The following is a 17,533-nucleotide window of genomic DNA, read 5'->3' as shown; positions in this document are numbered from 1 at the left end:
ATGAAAAGTCTATTAAGAAACTGCATATATCAAGGGAAGTGTTCAATAAGGGACTGGGGATTTTCATTTTGGAGCGTATTATACCCCCTAATCTTAGCTGTTTTTTTATATACGGCCTTTAACGGAATGATAAATATGAAATTGGAAGATATAGATGTAGGTATAGAAGATGGTAACAAGATATCATATATATTAGAAGAAACCGATCTTTTAAAGATTCATAAAATTTCTCGGGATGAGATAAAGGAAAAACTGGATAACGGAGAAATCGACGGATTTATAGACAATGACTTAAATATAACTGTAAAAGAATCAGGCATAAACCAAACTATAATAAGGGAAATAGTGGAACAGATAAAACAAATGGAAAAACTGAACAGGCCTATTGAAAATTATGACTTTAATGTGAACTATGTGTTGGACAGAAATCAAAAGGCAAATTCCATGATTATTATATTTTATTCATTGATTGCAATGTTTTCTACCTATGGAGTTTTTACCGGGATTGAAACAGTTAGTTTCATCCAAGCTAATTTATCTAATATAGGTGCCAGGATTAATGTTACGCCGCTAAAAAAACACAGTTTTCTATTAGCTGGAATCATAGTGGCATTAGCATTAAACCTGCTGTCCAACGGACTGCTTCTTATTTTTATAAAATATGTTTTAAAGATTGAGTTATTTAAAGAAATGAAATACAGCAGTATCTTTATAATATTGGGGAATTTATTCGGAGTTTCCTTAGGAGTATTTATAGGTGTTTCTAATAAAAAATCTGTTAATGTAAAAACCTTAATCTCCATAGCTCTGACATTATTTTTGTCCTTCCTGTCCGGTATGATGGGACCTGATATTAAAACAATGATAGATACAAGGGTTCCTGTTTTAGGTAAAGTAAATCCCATATCTATAATAACAAATAACCTGTATAGGATAAATTTATTGGACAGTACTAAAAGTGTAGGAGAAGGAATTTTCCTTTTATCCGTTTATTCTATAGTTTTGATTTCCATATCCTATGTATTCCTAAGGAGGCGAAACTATGACAGTATATAAGTATTTTATTAAAATAGCATTAAGAAATAAATGGGCCATTCTTTCATATACTATTATATTTTTTATAATAGCTGCTTTAAACGGTTCCAGTACTTCACAGAGAGAAGCTAATTTTGTGGAAACTAAATTAAACGTAGGAATAATTGACAACAGCAAAAGTGAATTATCAGGAGAGTTAAAAAAATATTTAATAAAAAAGAACAATATAGTTGAGGTTGGCTCGGATGAATCATCCATAAAGGAGGAGATTTTTTTAGGCATAGCAGATGCCGTAATAGTAATACCTGAAGATTTTGAAGAAAGGGTAATAAATAAGGAAAAGGCCGTTGAGGTTTATAGAGATGACAGAAAAATGGAATCTGTACAAATTCAAACACAGCTCAATAAGTTCTTTGTCTTCATTAACGCAACTTATGAAAATGGCAGGTTTAATTTAAGCGATGTAAACACAGCTTTAGATGAAAAAACTACGGTAAACCTGATGAAAGACGGAGGCAAGGTTAAAGACCAAGGTGCCGTTCAATGGTTTAGGTATTATTATAATTTTACCAGCTATGTAATTATAGGAATTTATATTATGGTAATGGGTTTGGTAATGAACGACTTTATGAATGAAAATGTTGATAGCAGGAGGAAAATATCTTCAAAGAGATTTTTACGGTTTAATGAGGAGATATATTTGGGGCAATTGTCATTAGCCGGTTTGATTACACTGATTTTTATTTTAGGAAGTATTGTTCTAAGGGGGAAATATATCGGAGAAGTAAATTTCGGTATGTATGTAGCTAATTTAGTGGTCTTTTCGTTTACAATTCTGTGTCTTACATTTTTAATAAATAATGTTGTCAAGAATAAATTTGCAATAAGTGCTATTTCCACAGTATTATCCTTAGGGACTTCGTTTATATCCGGAGTAATGGTGCCCCAGCAGCTTTTGGGGAAGAATGTTTTAACTGTAGCGAAATTTTTTCCGACTTATTATTATGTGAGAATAAATGATATGCAAGCCAATTCCTTTTCGGACGTAAGATATGAAATTTTCATGCAACTATTATTCGCAGCAGCGTTTCTATTGATGGGACTGTACTTTTCTAAAGCAGCCCAAAAAGCTTAGCGACGTAAACAGCACAAGAGAACACACGGGGACGGTTCTCTTGTGCTGTTTTTTTGTCCTCAAATTGTGTTAAAACCAACATTTACGGGCAGATGCCTTGTTTAACAAAAAAATTCTATGGCTGCAATGTTGATAATTGCAGCCATAGAATTTTTTTATCAAGTATTCTCTATGGTAGTTAAAAAGAGATCACTCTGCAGGGGTGCAGAGTGAATAAAAGTTATTAATCGCCGAATAGTCAATCGCATTGTGCTAAATCAATTGACTATTAATATTATACCATAAATAGATGTAAGAATTTAAAAAATGTTGAATACTTAATATATTTCTGCGGTTAACTTTATACTTTACATAAACATAAAGTGAATTTAACATATACTTTTAACTACTTTGTTATATTTATAGTAAAGACAGAGTAAGAAGGGAGGCAGATATATGTTCTTTTTTACGCATCTTTTCATATCTAAAGAATTATATCAGCACTTTTCCGGAGAAATGAAAATAGATAGGCGGGCATTTGCTTATGGCAATATAAAGCCCGATTTGCCGCTTTTAAAACACGATGCCCATACTTTAGAAAATTGTCTTTTTATTGTTTGTGATAAATTCAATCGTATTATGGAGGAGGAAGAAACATCGTCAGAAGAGTTTTCAATGGAATTAGGTGAGATTTGTCACTATGTATGCGATTTCTTTTGCTATTATCATTTAAGTGAAGAAATATACAACAAAAAAATCCGGCATTTTTTATATGAATTAAGGCTTCATTTTAAGCTGTATATAATTCGATTTACACATGGGTTTACGATGTCGCCCAGCAAGATGAAACCTAAAAGGAACATAGTTTTTATAGTAACCGAAATGCGCAAAGCCTATTTTTCTCAGCCTGACAGTATGAAAAAAGATCTGGATTATGCTTTTTTAAGCACTATATGGATTTGTGAATCCATCATATGTTATATGAAGCATTCTTCCAATGCTTCAGAGAAAACTGAATTGGCACTTCATTCTTATTATTAATGAAAGGGGAATATCTATGAAAATCGCTTTATTTGCTGATACTTATCTACCACAGATAAATGGAGTGACTAATACTCTAAATAAACTTATTCAATATTATGATTCAATGGGAATCCAGTACAAAATATTTGTACCAAAATATAATACGGAGATACCTGATGAAAATATTGAACAATTCTATAGCGTTAGATTCTTTTTATATCCTGAGTCCAGAGTTGCCTTTCCGAATTCTTTTAGGATTTCTTCTCTTCTTTCGGATTTTCGACCTGATATCATTCACAATATGACGGAATTTAATATGGGAATTTCCGGTCTGAATTACGGTAAGAAACATGGTATTCCAACTGTATCAAACTATACCACAAATTTTTCCCAATATGCGGATTACTATAAAGTTAATTTTCTAAAGCAGCCTATATGGAACTATATGAAATGGTTTCATACACAAAATGATATGACCTTATGTCCTTCGGTTGTGGCTCAAAAACTTTTATATAATCATGGCATCTATAATACGAGATTATTTTCACGAGGCATTGATTATAAAAAATTTCATCCTATGTATAGAAGTAATCAGTTAAGAGAACAGCTCGGAATTTCAGATAAGATTGCTTTCCTTTATGTCGGAAGAGTATCCTACGAAAAGGATCTTGATATTTTAAGTGAGAGCTATCAAGATATCCATCGAAAATATGGGACCAAAGTTGCTATGATTATCACAGGGGACGGTCCATATCTGGAAAAATGTAAGGAGATGTTCCCGAAAGATACTATATTTACCGGTTTCAAAAAGGGAAAAGAACTCTCGGAAATATATGCTTCCTGTGATATATTCATTTGTCCCTCTTCTACAGAAACTTTCGGTAATGTAGTTTTAGAGGCTATGGCTTCCGGGCTTCCTGTTATTGGGGCAAATGCCGGCGGCGTCGGAGAAATCATTCAACATGAAATAACCGGACTTAAGTTTTCACCGAGGGATCCTGAGAAACTCGTACAATGTATGGATAACCTTATAGAAAATGCCGATCTCAGGAATCGTCTTAAGAAAAATGGACGGAAATTTAGCGTTAACAGGTCATGGGATAAAATATTTAACGGGCTTATCAATACTTATCATGAAATATTGGAACAGAAAGGAGTAAATGATGAAACATACCAAAAATCCTGTTTTTCAAATCGATAATTTGCGTTCTGTATTGAATGGAAGAATTCCGGGACAAGTGGTAATCCAATATACAAACAATTGTAACGGTACTTGCCCTCAATGCAGCATGAGAAAAACGGAAACATATCCCCGTTCCAGATTATCGGAAGACGAGATTTGCAAAGTTATTGATTCAGCAGTACGGCAAAACGTCCAAGCAATTTCTTTTACGGGAGGAGAACCATTTCTCTATCAAGACTCCCTTATTCGGCTGATTCAATACGCATCCGACCGCAATATTCAATTTATCAGAACCGGTACCAACGGTTATATGTTTACTAACTCGGATAGTATTGGCTATACGGATAAAATTCATCGGCTTGCAGAGCGGCTGTCAAAAACTAAGCTCCGTAATTTCTGGATTAGTATAGATTCGGCCGATGCTCAAACTCACGAACAGATGCGGGGATTAAAAGGTGTTATTCAGGGAATAGAAAAAGCATTGCCTATTTTTCATGGGCATGGTATTTATCCTGCTGCCAATCTCGGAATCAATAGAAATACCGGCGGTTTGGATAAGATATCCACGAAGATGACGGATAAGGAAGTTTTTTATCAGGAGTTTAAAGAAGCTTTTGAGCATTTTTATCAGTTTGTTATAAGCCTGGGATTCAGTATGGTTAATGCTTGTTATCCTATGAATGTCAACGGCGATGACCTGAAAATGAAAGCCGTTTATGGTGCAACCTCTATAAATCCTGTCGTTAATTTTTCCAAAGAAGAAAAAATACAGATATTCCAAGCTCTAATGGATACCATTCCAAAGTACCGTTCCCAGATACGAATCTTTACACCGCTGGTATCGCTGTATTCCTTGATTAGACAATTTGAAGGTGATGAAGATTTCTCCATTCCCTGCAGGGGCGGTATTGATTTCTTTTTCATTGATGCAAAGGACGGAAATACATATCCCTGTGGCTACAGAGGAAACGAAAGTATGGGTAAATTTACGACTTGGATATAAAAGCTGTGAAAGAGAAGCCATTCTGCAAAGCCTGTGATTGGGAATGTTTTAGAGATCCTTCCGAGATGATCGGCTATTTAATATATTCTTTTAAACATCCCTTCAGCTATATTACAAACGGTATAAAAGACAGTACATACCGAAATTTATGGAAAAAGGATTTGAAGTATTACAGAAGCTGTAGTTTTTTCGACGGAAGGAAGCCATTCTGAGGAAAACAGGGGGCATCAACTAATATTGTTTAGGAGGAATAAAGGTGAAAATAGCAATAGCGGGAACAGGTTATGTAGGCTTATCAAATGCGATTTTGTTGGCCCAGAACAATGAAGTTACAGCATTAGATATAGTTAAGGAAAAAGTAGATATGATCAACAACAAAAAATCTCCGATTATAGATAAAGAAATAGAGAAGTTTTTATCGGCAAAGGAATTAAATTTGTTAGCTACCACTGATAAATATAAAGCCTTCAAGGATGCTGAGTATATTATCATTTCTACGCCGACTAATTATGATCCGGATAAAAATTACTTCGATACAAATACAGTAGAATCCGTGATTACAAATGTATTGTCTATTAATCCTGATGCAGTAATGATAATTAAATCTACCGTACCCGTAGGTTATACGGAAAATATAAGAAAAAGGTTTCGCACGGAAAATATTATATTTTCACCGGAATTCTTGAGAGAAGGCAGTGCCTTATATGACAATCTATATCCATCGCGCATCATTATAGGTGAAAGATCCGAGAGGGCAAAGAAATTTGCCGGTTTATTAGCTCAAGGTGCCGTTAAAAAGGATATTCCAGTTTTATTTACGGATTCTACGGAAGCTGAGGCAATTAAATTATTTGCTAATACGTACCTTGCAATGAGAATAGCCTTCTTTAATGAGTTGGATTCCTATGCAGAAATCAGAGGATTAAATACTCAGCAAATTATAGAAGGAGTCGGGCTGGATCCGAGAATAGGAAATCATTATAATAACCCTTCTTTCGGCTATGGAGGGTATTGTCTTCCAAAGGATACAAAGCAATTACTGGCTAATTATAAAGATGTACCCAATAATATAATAAGGGCTATAGTGGATGCTAACAGAACAAGAAAAGATCATATAGCGGAGATGATTTTATCTGAGAATCCAAAGATTGTCGGGATATATAGATTGACTATGAAAACCGATTCTGATAATTTCAGGCAGTCTGCCGTTCAGGGAGTTATGAAGCGGATTAAGGCGAAAGGCATAGAGGTAATAGTATACGAGCCGTTTCTTAATGCGGATAATTTCTATAATTCAAGAGTAATAAAAGATCTGAATGAATTTAAAAATGTATCTGAAATAATAGTAGCAAACAGGATGACTGATGAAATTAAGGATGTTGAAGATAAAGTTTATACAAGGGATTTGTTTAGAAGGGATTAGGGTACCCCAAAAATTAGTTAGGTCAGCTGATTTGAATATGTCTTAGGGGATGAAATATTTTTTTAATATCTGTTGTCTAAAATTTTTATAAGAGATATAATAACAGTAAAAGATTTGGTTTTTAAAAATAGTAAAAGGTCGGTGCTCAGACGTTTTGAGGACCCTATCGTAAGATAGGGTTTTGATTTTATGAAGAATTGCCGCAATCAATTAATATTAAAAGAATTATTTGGAAATAATATTCAAATGAAAATTGATATGAAATTTATATTTAAATTTTAATGGTTACAAATCAATTTGCAATTTGTGTATATGTAAAAGGAGGAAATAGCATGACTAAGAAATCTAAAACACAACAAAAAAATGGAAGAGATTTTACAAAAATACGTACGCCTCATACTTATGCAATCATTTTTGTGGTAGTGCTTATTTGCTGGGTCTTAACATTTATTATTCCTGCGGGGAAATTTAGTGTACATGAAATTGAATACAAAGATTCTAACGGAGAGGTAAAAACCAAGACTGTATTAATGGCGGATACATTCAGGTACAGTTATAACTTAAATACCGATTTTTTATCTGTGAAACTAAAAGATTTATCTAATGATGCTGAGGCTCTTCAACAAATCGGAGTTGACCAAAAGGCTTTAAAAGAATTCGTTAAGACGGATCCTAAAACCTGGGATCAATCTAAATTAGATGATTTGGGATTAACAGATGATGTTCTGTATGAAAAATACGGCAGATCCATATATGATACAAGCAAAAAGTTACATAAAACTGCAAATGTATGGGGTACAGATGATTTTAACGGTTTCGGGTTTATGAATTATGTTTTTGAAGGTCTTGTCACCGGAGACAAATACGGTTCTGCAGTGGGAATAGTAGCATTAATTTTAGTTGTTGGCGGTTCCTTTGGAATTATTATGAAAACAGGAGCAATTGATGCCGGAATCCATGCTTTTATAAGAAAAACAAGAGGGCTTGAAAGACTTGCACTTCCACTATTGTTTTTTATATTTTCTCTTGGAGGAGCAACATTCGGCATGTCCGAAGAGGTTATTCCTTTTGCGATAATAATGGTACCCTTTGTCATTGCATTGGGATATGATTCAATTGTTGCTGTTACAGTTACTTTTGTGGCTTCTCAGGTTGGCAATGCAGCTTCCTGGATGAGTCCTTTCAGTGTGGCTATTGCACAGGGAATTGCGGGTATACCGGTATTATCGGGTGCAACGTTCAGACTTATAATGTGGTTTATAATAACGGCTCTGTCGGCGGTATATATGATGGCATATGCTGAAAAGATAAGAAAGAAACCGGAACTTTCCGTAGTCTATAACAATGATGAGTATTTCAGAAACAGAATAGAAAATGTAACAGAAGAAGAAATGAAGTTTACCCTTGGTCATAAGCTGATACTTCTTGAAATGCTGGCAGTTTTAATTTGGATTATTTGGGGCGTTACTGCAAAATCCTATTATATACCTGAAATAGCTTCTCAATTCTTTGTTATGGGTTTTGCAGCAGGGGTTATAGCAGTTATATTTAAATTGAATAATATGACGATAAATGATATGGCATCATCTTTCCAAAAGGGAGTTGCCGATTTAGCCGGTACGGCAATTGTTGTCGGTATGGCAAAGGGGATACTTTTAGTCCTCGGAGGTTCCGATGCTAATGTTCCGTCGGCTTTAAACACGGTTTTGTACGGTGTGGGAAATGCTTTAAGAGGCGTGCCCGCAGTTGTAGGCGCTTGGAGTATGTATATATTCCAAAGTTTGTTCAATTTAGTCGTTACATCGAATTCAGGCCAGGCCGCGCTTACGATGCCGATCATGGCCCCTTTATCGGACATAGTTGGTGTCCCGAGACAGATTGCCGTTTTAGCATATCAGCTTGGGGCAGGTTTTTTGGATGCATTTACCCCTGTTTCCGCAAGTTTAGTCGGAGTACTGGGTGTTGCAAGAATAGATTGGTCCAAATGGGCGAAATTTCAGATTAAAATGCAGGCATTCTTTTTCTTATTGGGTACTATTGCAATAATTATTGCCGTATCCGTGGGCTTACAGTAAATTAGGTTGATAGTAAGAATAGGGAGGAATAAAATTATGATCACAATAATAAGAAATGCGGACGTTTATAAGCCTGAGCATATAGGCGTCAAAGATGTTTTGCTGCTGGGAAATAAAATTGCGGCGGTAGATGATAATATTTCTATAGAAACAAAGGGCTGTGTCGAAGTGAAAGAAATTGACGGAAAAGGTAAATCATTAGTTCCGGGTTTTATTGATTGCCACGTTCATATTTTAGGAGGCGGAGGGGAAGGAGGATTTGCTACAAGGACTCCCGAAGTTACATTGACGGGCCTTACTTCTGCAGGAGTTACTACTGTTGTCGGCTGTCTGGGAACAGACGGAATGGCCAGGGATACGATATCTCTTTTGGCAAAGGCCAGAGGATTGGAGGAAGAAGGAATAACTACGTATATATACACCGGTTCATACAGGTTGCCTTTAAAAACAATAACCGGAGAAATTATGAAGGATATAATGGTTGTTGATAAAATTATCGGTATAGGAGAGGTCGCTTTATCGGACCACCGATCTTCTCAGCCTACATTTGAAGAATTTATAAGAGCAGTGGCAGATGCGAGAGTTGCAGGAATGCTTTCGGGGAAGGCAGGTATTATTAATATTCATTTAGGTGACGGACCAAGAAAGATTGATTTTTTAAAAAGAACATTGAAAGAAACGGAGATACCTATTACTCAGTTTTTACCGACTCATGTAAACAGGAATCCCGAACTTTTTGAAGAATGTGTTAATTATGCTAAAGATGGAGGATATATAGATTTTACCGGAAACGAAGATCCCGATTTTTGGGAAGAGACAGACGGAGAAGTAAGATTCAGCAAGGGACTTAAGAGATTGCTTGAAGAGGGTGTGAACCAGAACAATTATACACTTTCATCTGACGGTCAGGGCAGTATGCCGATATTTAATGAGAAAAAGGAATATGTCGGAATAGGAATCGGTAAATCGACATGCTTAATCAAGGCAATAAAGGAATGTGTTAATCGTGAAAACATACCTCTTGAAACGGCAATAAGGGCAATTACATCAAATCCTGCAAGAATATTAAAGTTGAATAATAAAGGCAGAATTGAAGCAAATATGGATGGGGATTTGTGTCTGTTAGATGAAAATCTTGACGTAGACACTGTAATAGCTAAGGGGAAAGTAATGGTGCAGGATAAGAAGCCTGTTGTATATGGGATTTTTGAAAAAAATGTTTTGAAATAAACTGTTTAATATGAAAAAGGAGACCTCTTAGGGTAGAGAAATTTCTTGAACCCAAAGAGGTCTTTTTATTTATAAAAGATAATAAAAGGGCTGTATCTCCGGTTTGAATTATATGTCGGAATTTGCGATGAATAATTAGAGGAAATTAAAAATATTTACAGAAATAATAAATGTTAATAAAATGTAGTACTCATACTAATTGCATTATTCTGCGATTAGCTAATTAAATTATATTAAAGGGGGAGTTGTTTTATGAAAAGAACCAGAAAATTAGCGGTAATACTGACAGTACTTATGATTCTATCAGTATTTCCAATGGGAGTTTTTGCTGAAGAAGAAAGCAAAAAAATGCCCACGGCATCTTTTGATGAAAAGGTCACATTGAATGATGCAGGAGAGGTTATGCCAATTCGCAGAGCCGTTTTGAATCTTGAAGACGAAGATGGGCCCTATACAGTTACCAGAGTCAGACTTAGAGATGTGGCTTTTGCTTTGAGCAGTACTGAGGCTAAATTTGATATCAGTTTTGATGAAAAACAAAATGCTATCATCATTACAACAGGAGTACCCTATGAGCAAAGTGAATATGACAAACGGGAAATTGATTTAAAAGATGCTAATATTATTGATTCGCCGCATAAAGTACTGGTGGATGGAGTGGAGGCCAAATTAGACGCTTACAATATTGATGGAGAAACATATACTTCAATTACTAAATTGAGGAAAGCGTTAGGAAATAAGTTCTATGTCAGAACGATTCACGATACGGGAGAAACCCTTATAAGTTTTGAAAAAAATGATATGGAAGAATTCACAAAAGAGGCATTTGATGCAAAAGTTAAGGAAAAGAAAATTACATTGGTTTATGCCGGTGCTCCATGGTGCCCCTGGACCAAATTAAATCTTAAAGGATTAATACCTTTCCAGGAGTACATTGAAAAGAATGGTGCAGATGCACAGATTATAGCAATGGTACATGATTATCAGGATTATTATAAATCGGATGTTCTGAGAGACTATCAGGAATCCTCATCTAATTCCGAGAAAGAAATGACGGATTATCCGTTCTATACAGTTGGTATGACTTCCGAGGGTTGGGATCATATCAGCAAAATTGCGGGAACGGAACTGAAGTATCTTCCGTCCATCTTCTTTATGAACGACGAGGGAAAGCTTATTAAATATATCCAAGGCGGAGAGGATGAAGGAGAAGATCAGGAGGAGACAGATGAAAACGGAGAACCGGTTTCTTATAATTACATTGAGATGTACGAAGAAATTATAAAAGATTTAGATAAGGCAGAATAAAGTAATGTAGGCAAGGGATATATCCTTTGCCTGATTTTTTTGTCTAGAACCATTGTAATCGATAGTACATTGGCTAACAAATTATTCTTGTTCATGATATGGAATAGTATATTAATTTTATATTGTTAAAAGGTTATTTAAAAGTATATAATTAAAACATAAATGCACAAATTTTTTAAGAGATTATATGTTGCAGAAATTAATCATAAAGAATATAATTTGAAAATTTTAAAAATGACATGGCAGTGACTGCCGTTGTTGGTGCGGACTTGATAATAAAACAGGAAGGTGAATAGGTATTGAAAATCCAAGAAAAACCAAAGGACATTTTAGAAAATATTTTAAGACAATATGAAACGGGCGACAAAGTTTTATTTCAGCTGAGGCATAAGTCTATGCTTCATGTAGATTTAAGCAGGGGTTATCAATATTTAGAAGACGGCAGTTTAAATGAATCCTATGTAGAAGAATGTCTTCAAAAAGCAGTAGAAGTGTACAACTTTATGAAATATAGCGATAATCTTCTGGTCGTTTACGAGGATTCCTATGGAAAAGATAATGAAGCAGAAAAGAAATTTTTAGAGAGTACTTTAATAGGTATAACCGAATACGATACATATAAACTAAAATGGCAGTTTCCTATAAACAAGGATGATTTACCTATGCACAGAGATGAAGAAATCTACACTTGTACAAGACATATTTATCATGTAAAAAAGGTGAATATAGAAAAACTTTTTCCGAAAATTATCCTATCGGATATAGGTGGAGAAATGGATTTTTGTTCATCTGTTTTTATTATAGATATAAATAGTAATTGTATTTTCCATTTATATGATGACAGAGGGCTTTACCTATTTGCTTCTGAAGAAAGATACCTCACAAATGTATGGGGAGAATTTCATGATAGTATTTCTAGAGATAACAGGGATTTTAAAATAGAAGTAAATAATCTTTATTGGATAGATGGAAAGAAGGATGATCCTGATGACTTATGCCTTCATGGTGATATAGAAGTAATTATAGGAGAAGAAAAATTATCCTGTTCCTGTACTGCCAGTGCGGCAGCGCTCAGAATGTTAAAGACATTGTCTGAAGACCATTTACTAACAAAAGGAGAACAGATGCTGCCTTGCTGCGGTTTTTTTATGATTCCGAACGAAACCTTAGATGAGGTGGAAATCAGCGGATGTGATAACGGAGTTGATTGGACTGTTCTGCATGATGATGGAATGATAAGGCTCATTACCGAAAAGGGAAACACCGTATATATTTATTACCTTCAGTATAAAGAGGAAGTTTTGCGTTTTGTAAATGTGGTGGAAGAGTATTATAAGAAATCCTTGCCTAAGAATATTCCGGCAGACGAATTTGAGAGGAATGGATATATAGCATTTTGGAATGAATGGAATAGGAGGAGAGGTTAGTTTGTGGCTGTTTTTTTTTCAGTGAAATAAAACTATTTAGAAATCTATTACGGATATAATAATAGGTAGTTAGGAGATTATAAAACATAAGAATAAGTGGTGAGAAATGGACAGAGATAGAAAACTGATAAGAAAGATAAAAAAGAAATCGGATAAAGATGCGGCTAATGAACTTATTTCCATATATTATAAGGAAATATATGCCTATGTATATAAGCAGACTATGGATAAAGAACTATCTATGGATTTGACTCAAGAAATATTTATAAATCTTTTGAAATCAATATATAGTTATGACGAGAAAAAGGCTTCTTTTAGAACTTGGCTGTATAAAGTTGCAACATATCGTCTGGTGGATTATTATCGTTCCAAATATTACAGATATAACAGCATGACAGTATCTATTGACCAATTTGATATATACGACAAAGAAGATATAGGAATTACATTAGAAAATAAAGCAGATGTTGAGAAGATAGTCAGTATAGTAAACAGATTGGATATTTCTGCACAACAGATATTCAGATTAAAATTCTTTACGGATTATACATTTTTGGAAATATCAAATGTATTGGGAATACCGGAGTCTACAGTCAAGACAAGATATTATTCCATGATTAAGAAGATTAAAAGAAAATTTGAGGAGGGATAGTATATGAAGATAGATATGCCGAGTGAAAGAGAGGTAAAGGCTGAAATAGACAGTATTACGGAACAGGGATTAAAAGGGAAAGAATCATTTTATTTCTATTTAAAAAATATGTATAGGCAAATAGGAATCAGATACTTATTTCATGACGGCCTGGAGATTATCTTTATTATATTATTGATATTTTCTGTTTTATTTCCTGTAGTTACAAGCAGCAGTATGTATTATATGGAAAACATCGGAGGTATATATGCCTGCCTGTTTACGGTTTCTCCTGTGTTATATCTGACAATGTCCCTTTTAAGCTTTATTAATGCAAAACAGAATAAAACCTGTGAGATAGAGATGACATGCAAATACAATATATATCAGATATCGGCTTTTAGAATGCTCATATTCAGCGTTATATGCATTTTGTTTAACTCTTTCTTTATATATATAGTTGCATATGTATATGAAAAAATAGATTTTTTAAAAGCTTTCATAATCTCCATAGCATCATTATTTCTTTTTTCTACAGTTTTTCTGTTTACCATAAATAGGGTTAAAAACAGATATGTAAAGTATTTTATCATATTAGGTTGGATAATCTTCAATTTATCATTATATATATTTAAAGTTGATTTTTATATAAAGTTTCTAAACAGCATTTCTTTATATACATGGATTATGGTAACTCTTGGTTGTGCGTTTGTATATATAAAAAACCTTAAAGCACTTATAATGTTTAGAAATAAAGAAGGGATGATTTAGATGTTGGTTGTGAATAATGCAAGCAAAAGCTATGGCAAGTTTTTAGTTCTTAAAGACATAAATATTGAATTTACAAACGGTGTATATGGTTTATTGTCACCAAACGGAGCAGGAAAAACTACTTTGATCAAGATGCTGACTACCTTGATTTTTCCGGATGAAGGAGAAATACTTTATGATGGTACCGAAATCTCTGCAATGGGAGATGATTATAGAGACATATTAGGCTATTTGCCGCAGGAGTTTGGGTATTACAAAGATTACAGCCCTAAAAGATTTCTTCGCTATCTGTCTGCATTAAAGGGAATAGACAGAAAGAAAGCAGAAAAAAAGATAGAACAGCTTTTAAAATTAGTCGGTCTTGAAAATGTTGCAAATAAAAAGATGAGAAAGTTTTCGGGAGGAATGATTCAGAGAGTCGGTATAGCTCAAGCTATGCTAAATGATCCTAAGATTTTAATATTAGACGAGCCTACGGCCGGATTAGATCCAAAGGAAAGGGTACGCTTCAGAAATTTATTGGCGGAATTGTCCCGGGAGAGAATAGTTATTCTTTCTACCCATATTGTCTCTGACATAGAGTCCATAGCTAATGAAATAATTATGATAAAGGATAAGAAAATCTTATATAAGGATACTTTAAAAAACATATGCAAAATCCTTGAAGAAATGGTCTATGAAACAAAGGTTGAGTTTGATGAAGTTCCGAGCTTTAGAAATAAGTATTTTTCTCTCTCGGAAAAGCAAGAAGATGACAAGATGAAAGTCAGATTTATATCTGAAGATAAGCCGGAGAATTCCTGGGATTCTGTAAATCCAAGTATAGAGGATGTGTTTCTCTATGTATATAAAGATGAAATCATAAAAGAGGAGTAAATATCACATGAATATAAGGATAAATGAATTTAAAAAAGTTATAACTTCTCCGATTATAATAGGGCTTTTAATCCTTTTTATAATTTTTAATTCTACCATAATATTTAAAAGTTCATATATTAAAGAGGATTTAGAAGTTTTAAATAAGATTGTGAATAAATTCGGCTATAAAATAGATGACAAAATGATATCCGGATTTAAATCGTATTATGACAAAGGATTAAAGAGATTAAATATACTTGTAAACGAAAGGGAATCGAAAAATTACAATAGTGTATCGGAATTTTATGATGATCATAACTATGGCATTGAGGATATATACGATAAAGAAGAAATAGAATTTATCAGAGAACTGGGAATAGTAGAAGCCTATTATTATAAAATCGGAGAAATTGATGATGTCTATTCAAACATTGATATTATGGAAAAAGCCGAGAATGAAATAAGTAAATACGGACTCAAGGGAGAAGCCGCAAATACCGTAAGAAATGAGTATAGGGATTTTAATAAAAGATTTCATCAGTTAGTCAATAATAAAGAGCATAAAAATTTGTTCTATATAGGTCAGATTTATAGAATGCATTCTCTATTGTTTAAAAGTTTATTTAAAAGCATTATATTTGAGATAATCATATTAACGGTGCTTATCACATCTTATTTGATAAACTATGAATTTGAAAATAATACAGAAGCCATAACATATACTACAAGAAGGGGAAGAAATTTTATTCTGGACAAGATATCTGCGGCTATAGTTTCCAGTATATTAGCAACGGGAATTATCTTGATTACCGGTTTAGGTTTGTATTTTATGACTTTTGACTACTCGAGACTTTGGAATGTTCCTATAAGCAGTTGTTTTAACGCTGATTACGACTTCGTATATATGTCTTGGTGGAACATGTCCTTTGTACAATATTTATTTGCCGGTATAGGGGTGATTTTTGCGTGTATGTTACTTTTTATCGGAATCACTTTTATAATAGCAAGGGCAATAAAGAATAATTATATTGTATTCGTTATATTTGCCATAATATTCGGGTTGTTTTTAATTGTTCCGGGAATGGCTCCAAGAAACAGTAATGCTATATTTATAGGTGGGTTTACTCCTTTCTTTTTAATCATGAATCCTTTTATATGGTTTATGGAAAGCGGTGCTTTTACAACTTTTAAATATTATGAATTAGCTACAGTGGGTATATGGTCAGTATTGTTGCTGATTCTTGGGACTTTATCAATTAATAGATTTAAAAAACAAGATATAGCGAGGTGAAATAAATGGATATTATTTTAAACGAATTGAAGAAGATATTTAATATAAAGTCTGTTATACTGCTGATATTGATAAACATCATCATGTATTTTTTATTTATCGAATTTGAAATAAGCGTATTTCCAAACGGAAGACCAGCTACGGATATTTATAATATGTTTATAGAGATGGAAGACGATTATGGAGAGTTTATGGATGAAGAGGAATTTAAGGATTTCAAAGTAAAATATGAAGAAGCCGAAAGGGAAGCAGATGGGTATATCCAATCGAGGAAAGATTTTAAAAGAGCAGGAATAATGAATTATGACGATTTTGTCAATATGGATACAAATAATAAAGAACTTAAAAAATTAAATAATGATGTAATCTTTAAAAGGAAAGTAGATGTATTTTGGGAACTGCCTTGGAGGGAAGAGTATATACAAGTCTATGAAAATAGAGAAGATTATATGATGAGTAAGGCATCAAATGAAAAACAAGAGACAAGAATTAAGGAGATATTGGAAAAAAATTTAGAGACTTCTGTATTTACTGATGTGGTATTTTTTAATTATGATAATTTAATAAAACCCGTAGCGGCAACTATATTGCTAAGTGTAATGTTTATGATAACACCGATATATTTAAGAGATAATAAAGATAGAATAAGCTATCTTCAATATACATCTAAAACAGGAAGAAAAATATTTAAAAAGAAGATAATTGCGGGGCTGTTGGCATCTGCTATAATTGTAACTTTACAGTTTATATGCTTTTTTAGTATATACTCTACAAATAATACATCCATGTTCTTTAATTCAAATATAAATTCAATATATAATTCCATTATTTCCTGGTACGATTTAACATTTATTCAGTATATATATCTTACGGTAATAGGAATTTATATATTATCCTTTACCTTTACACTGATATCCATGTTGGTTTCCAGTATAGGAAACAACTATATAACTTTAATCGGGATTCAATTGCCTATAGCGTTATTTGTTTTTGTAATATTATTAAATTATTTGATACATTATATGACAAGCATCTTTTATCCAAAATATTTTTTAGAATTATCTTATATTGCTTTGATGCTTACCAGCACTGTATCCATGATAGTGAGGTGGAGAAAAGAGAGAAAAACGGATATTTTATATTAGAAATAAGGTATGGGTG

General features: G+C 33.4%; 15 protein-coding genes. All 15 read left to right on the top strand.

Going from position 1 to position 17,533, the window contains the following annotated elements; all coding sequences use genetic code 11:
* The gene (locus EQM13_RS10005; RefSeq protein ID WP_128752572.1) at positions 1-1,056 is read left to right on the top strand and encodes an ABC transporter permease; all 1,056 of its coding nucleotides are present in this window, start codon (positions 1-3) and stop codon (positions 1,054-1,056) included.
* Positions 1,043-2,170 (top strand): ABC transporter permease, encoded by a 1,128-nt coding sequence (locus EQM13_RS10000; protein WP_128752571.1) that lies wholly within the window; start codon positions 1,043-1,045, stop codon positions 2,168-2,170. The genes EQM13_RS10005 and EQM13_RS10000 overlap by 14 nt, the downstream gene beginning before the upstream one ends.
* Positions 2,171-2,605: 435 nt before the next feature.
* Entirely contained in the window at positions 2,606-3,190 is a 585-nt protein-coding gene (locus EQM13_RS09995) for a zinc dependent phospholipase C family protein (protein WP_071138437.1), read from the top strand.
* A gap of 16 nt (positions 3,191-3,206) precedes the next feature.
* Positions 3,207-4,373 (top strand): glycosyltransferase family 4 protein, encoded by a 1,167-nt coding sequence (locus EQM13_RS09990; protein ID WP_128752570.1) that lies wholly within the window; start codon positions 3,207-3,209, stop codon positions 4,371-4,373.
* The gene (locus tag EQM13_RS09985; protein ID WP_206172661.1) at positions 4,336-5,358 is read left to right on the top strand and encodes a radical SAM protein; all 1,023 of its coding nucleotides are present in this window, start codon (positions 4,336-4,338) and stop codon (positions 5,356-5,358) included. The genes EQM13_RS09990 and EQM13_RS09985 overlap by 38 nt, the downstream gene beginning before the upstream one ends.
* A 256-nt stretch (positions 5,359-5,614) precedes the next feature.
* A complete protein-coding gene (locus EQM13_RS09980) occupies positions 5,615-6,781 on the top strand; it encodes a nucleotide sugar dehydrogenase (RefSeq protein ID WP_128752569.1) in 1,167 nt (388 codons plus the stop codon).
* 332 nt (positions 6,782-7,113) lie between these two features.
* Positions 7,114-8,856, top strand: a complete 1,743-nt coding sequence (gene yfcC / locus EQM13_RS09975) for a putative basic amino acid antiporter YfcC (protein WP_071138441.1) — start codon at positions 7,114-7,116, stop codon at positions 8,854-8,856.
* Positions 8,857-8,892: 36 nt separating this feature from the next.
* The gene (iadA, locus tag EQM13_RS09970) at positions 8,893-10,086 is read left to right on the top strand and encodes a beta-aspartyl-peptidase (protein ID WP_128752568.1); all 1,194 of its coding nucleotides are present in this window, start codon (positions 8,893-8,895) and stop codon (positions 10,084-10,086) included.
* A 252-nt stretch (positions 10,087-10,338) separates the two neighbouring features.
* Positions 10,339-11,394 carry a hypothetical protein gene (locus tag EQM13_RS09965; protein WP_128752567.1) on the top strand — a complete coding sequence of 352 codons (1,056 nt, stop codon included), beginning with the start codon at positions 10,339-10,341 and terminating at the stop codon, positions 11,392-11,394.
* A gap of 299 nt (positions 11,395-11,693) precedes the next feature.
* A complete protein-coding gene (locus EQM13_RS09960; RefSeq protein WP_128752566.1) occupies positions 11,694-12,821 on the top strand; it encodes a DUF3885 domain-containing protein in 1,128 nt (375 codons plus the stop codon).
* Positions 12,822-12,927: 106 nt separating this feature from the next.
* Positions 12,928-13,473, top strand: coding sequence for an RNA polymerase sigma factor (locus EQM13_RS09955; protein WP_128752565.1), 546 nt, complete (start codon positions 12,928-12,930; stop codon positions 13,471-13,473).
* A gap of 3 nt (positions 13,474-13,476) precedes the next feature.
* Positions 13,477-14,223, top strand: a complete 747-nt coding sequence (locus EQM13_RS09950; RefSeq protein WP_128752564.1) for a hypothetical protein — start codon at positions 13,477-13,479, stop codon at positions 14,221-14,223.
* Positions 14,224-15,099 (top strand): ABC transporter ATP-binding protein, encoded by an 876-nt coding sequence (locus EQM13_RS09945; protein ID WP_128752563.1) that lies wholly within the window; start codon positions 14,224-14,226, stop codon positions 15,097-15,099.
* 7 nt (positions 15,100-15,106) lie between these two features.
* Positions 15,107-16,372, top strand: a complete 1,266-nt coding sequence (locus EQM13_RS09940; RefSeq protein ID WP_128752562.1) for an ABC transporter permease subunit — start codon at positions 15,107-15,109, stop codon at positions 16,370-16,372.
* Positions 16,373-16,377: 5 nt separating this feature from the next.
* Positions 16,378-17,517, top strand: coding sequence for a hypothetical protein (locus tag EQM13_RS09935; RefSeq protein ID WP_128752561.1), 1,140 nt, complete (start codon positions 16,378-16,380; stop codon positions 17,515-17,517).
* Positions 17,518-17,533: the final 16 nt, after the last annotated feature.

It is taken from the genome of Acidilutibacter cellobiosedens, assembly GCF_004103715.1.
GTDB classification, from domain to species: Bacteria; Bacillota; Clostridia; order Tissierellales; family Acidilutibacteraceae; genus Acidilutibacter; species Acidilutibacter cellobiosedens.
The sequence above is the reverse complement of the archived record's forward strand: the minus strand, read 5'-3'. Positions and strand labels throughout refer to the sequence as shown.

Coding starts and splice junctions, on each gene's coding strand:
- EQM13_RS09985 (WP_206172661.1), top strand. CDS start 4,336: ATGAAACATACCAAAAATCCTGTTTTTCAAATCGATAATTTGCGTTCT.
- iadA (WP_128752568.1), top strand. CDS start 8,893: ATGATCACAATAATAAGAAATGCGGACGTTTATAAGCCTGAGCATATA.
- EQM13_RS09945 (WP_128752563.1), top strand. CDS start 14,224: ATGTTGGTTGTGAATAATGCAAGCAAAAGCTATGGCAAGTTTTTAGTT.
- EQM13_RS10005 (WP_128752572.1), top strand. CDS start 1: ATGAAAAGTCTATTAAGAAACTGCATATATCAAGGGAAGTGTTCAATA.
- EQM13_RS09950 (WP_128752564.1), top strand. CDS start 13,477: ATGAAGATAGATATGCCGAGTGAAAGAGAGGTAAAGGCTGAAATAGAC.
- EQM13_RS10000 (WP_128752571.1), top strand. CDS start 1,043: ATGACAGTATATAAGTATTTTATTAAAATAGCATTAAGAAATAAATGG.
- EQM13_RS09990 (WP_128752570.1), top strand. CDS start 3,207: ATGAAAATCGCTTTATTTGCTGATACTTATCTACCACAGATAAATGGA.
- EQM13_RS09940 (WP_128752562.1), top strand. CDS start 15,107: ATGAATATAAGGATAAATGAATTTAAAAAAGTTATAACTTCTCCGATT.
- EQM13_RS09995 (WP_071138437.1), top strand. CDS start 2,606: ATGTTCTTTTTTACGCATCTTTTCATATCTAAAGAATTATATCAGCAC.
- yfcC (WP_071138441.1), top strand. CDS start 7,114: ATGACTAAGAAATCTAAAACACAACAAAAAAATGGAAGAGATTTTACA.
- EQM13_RS09935 (WP_128752561.1), top strand. CDS start 16,378: ATGGATATTATTTTAAACGAATTGAAGAAGATATTTAATATAAAGTCT.
- EQM13_RS09965 (WP_128752567.1), top strand. CDS start 10,339: ATGAAAAGAACCAGAAAATTAGCGGTAATACTGACAGTACTTATGATT.
- EQM13_RS09955 (WP_128752565.1), top strand. CDS start 12,928: ATGGACAGAGATAGAAAACTGATAAGAAAGATAAAAAAGAAATCGGAT.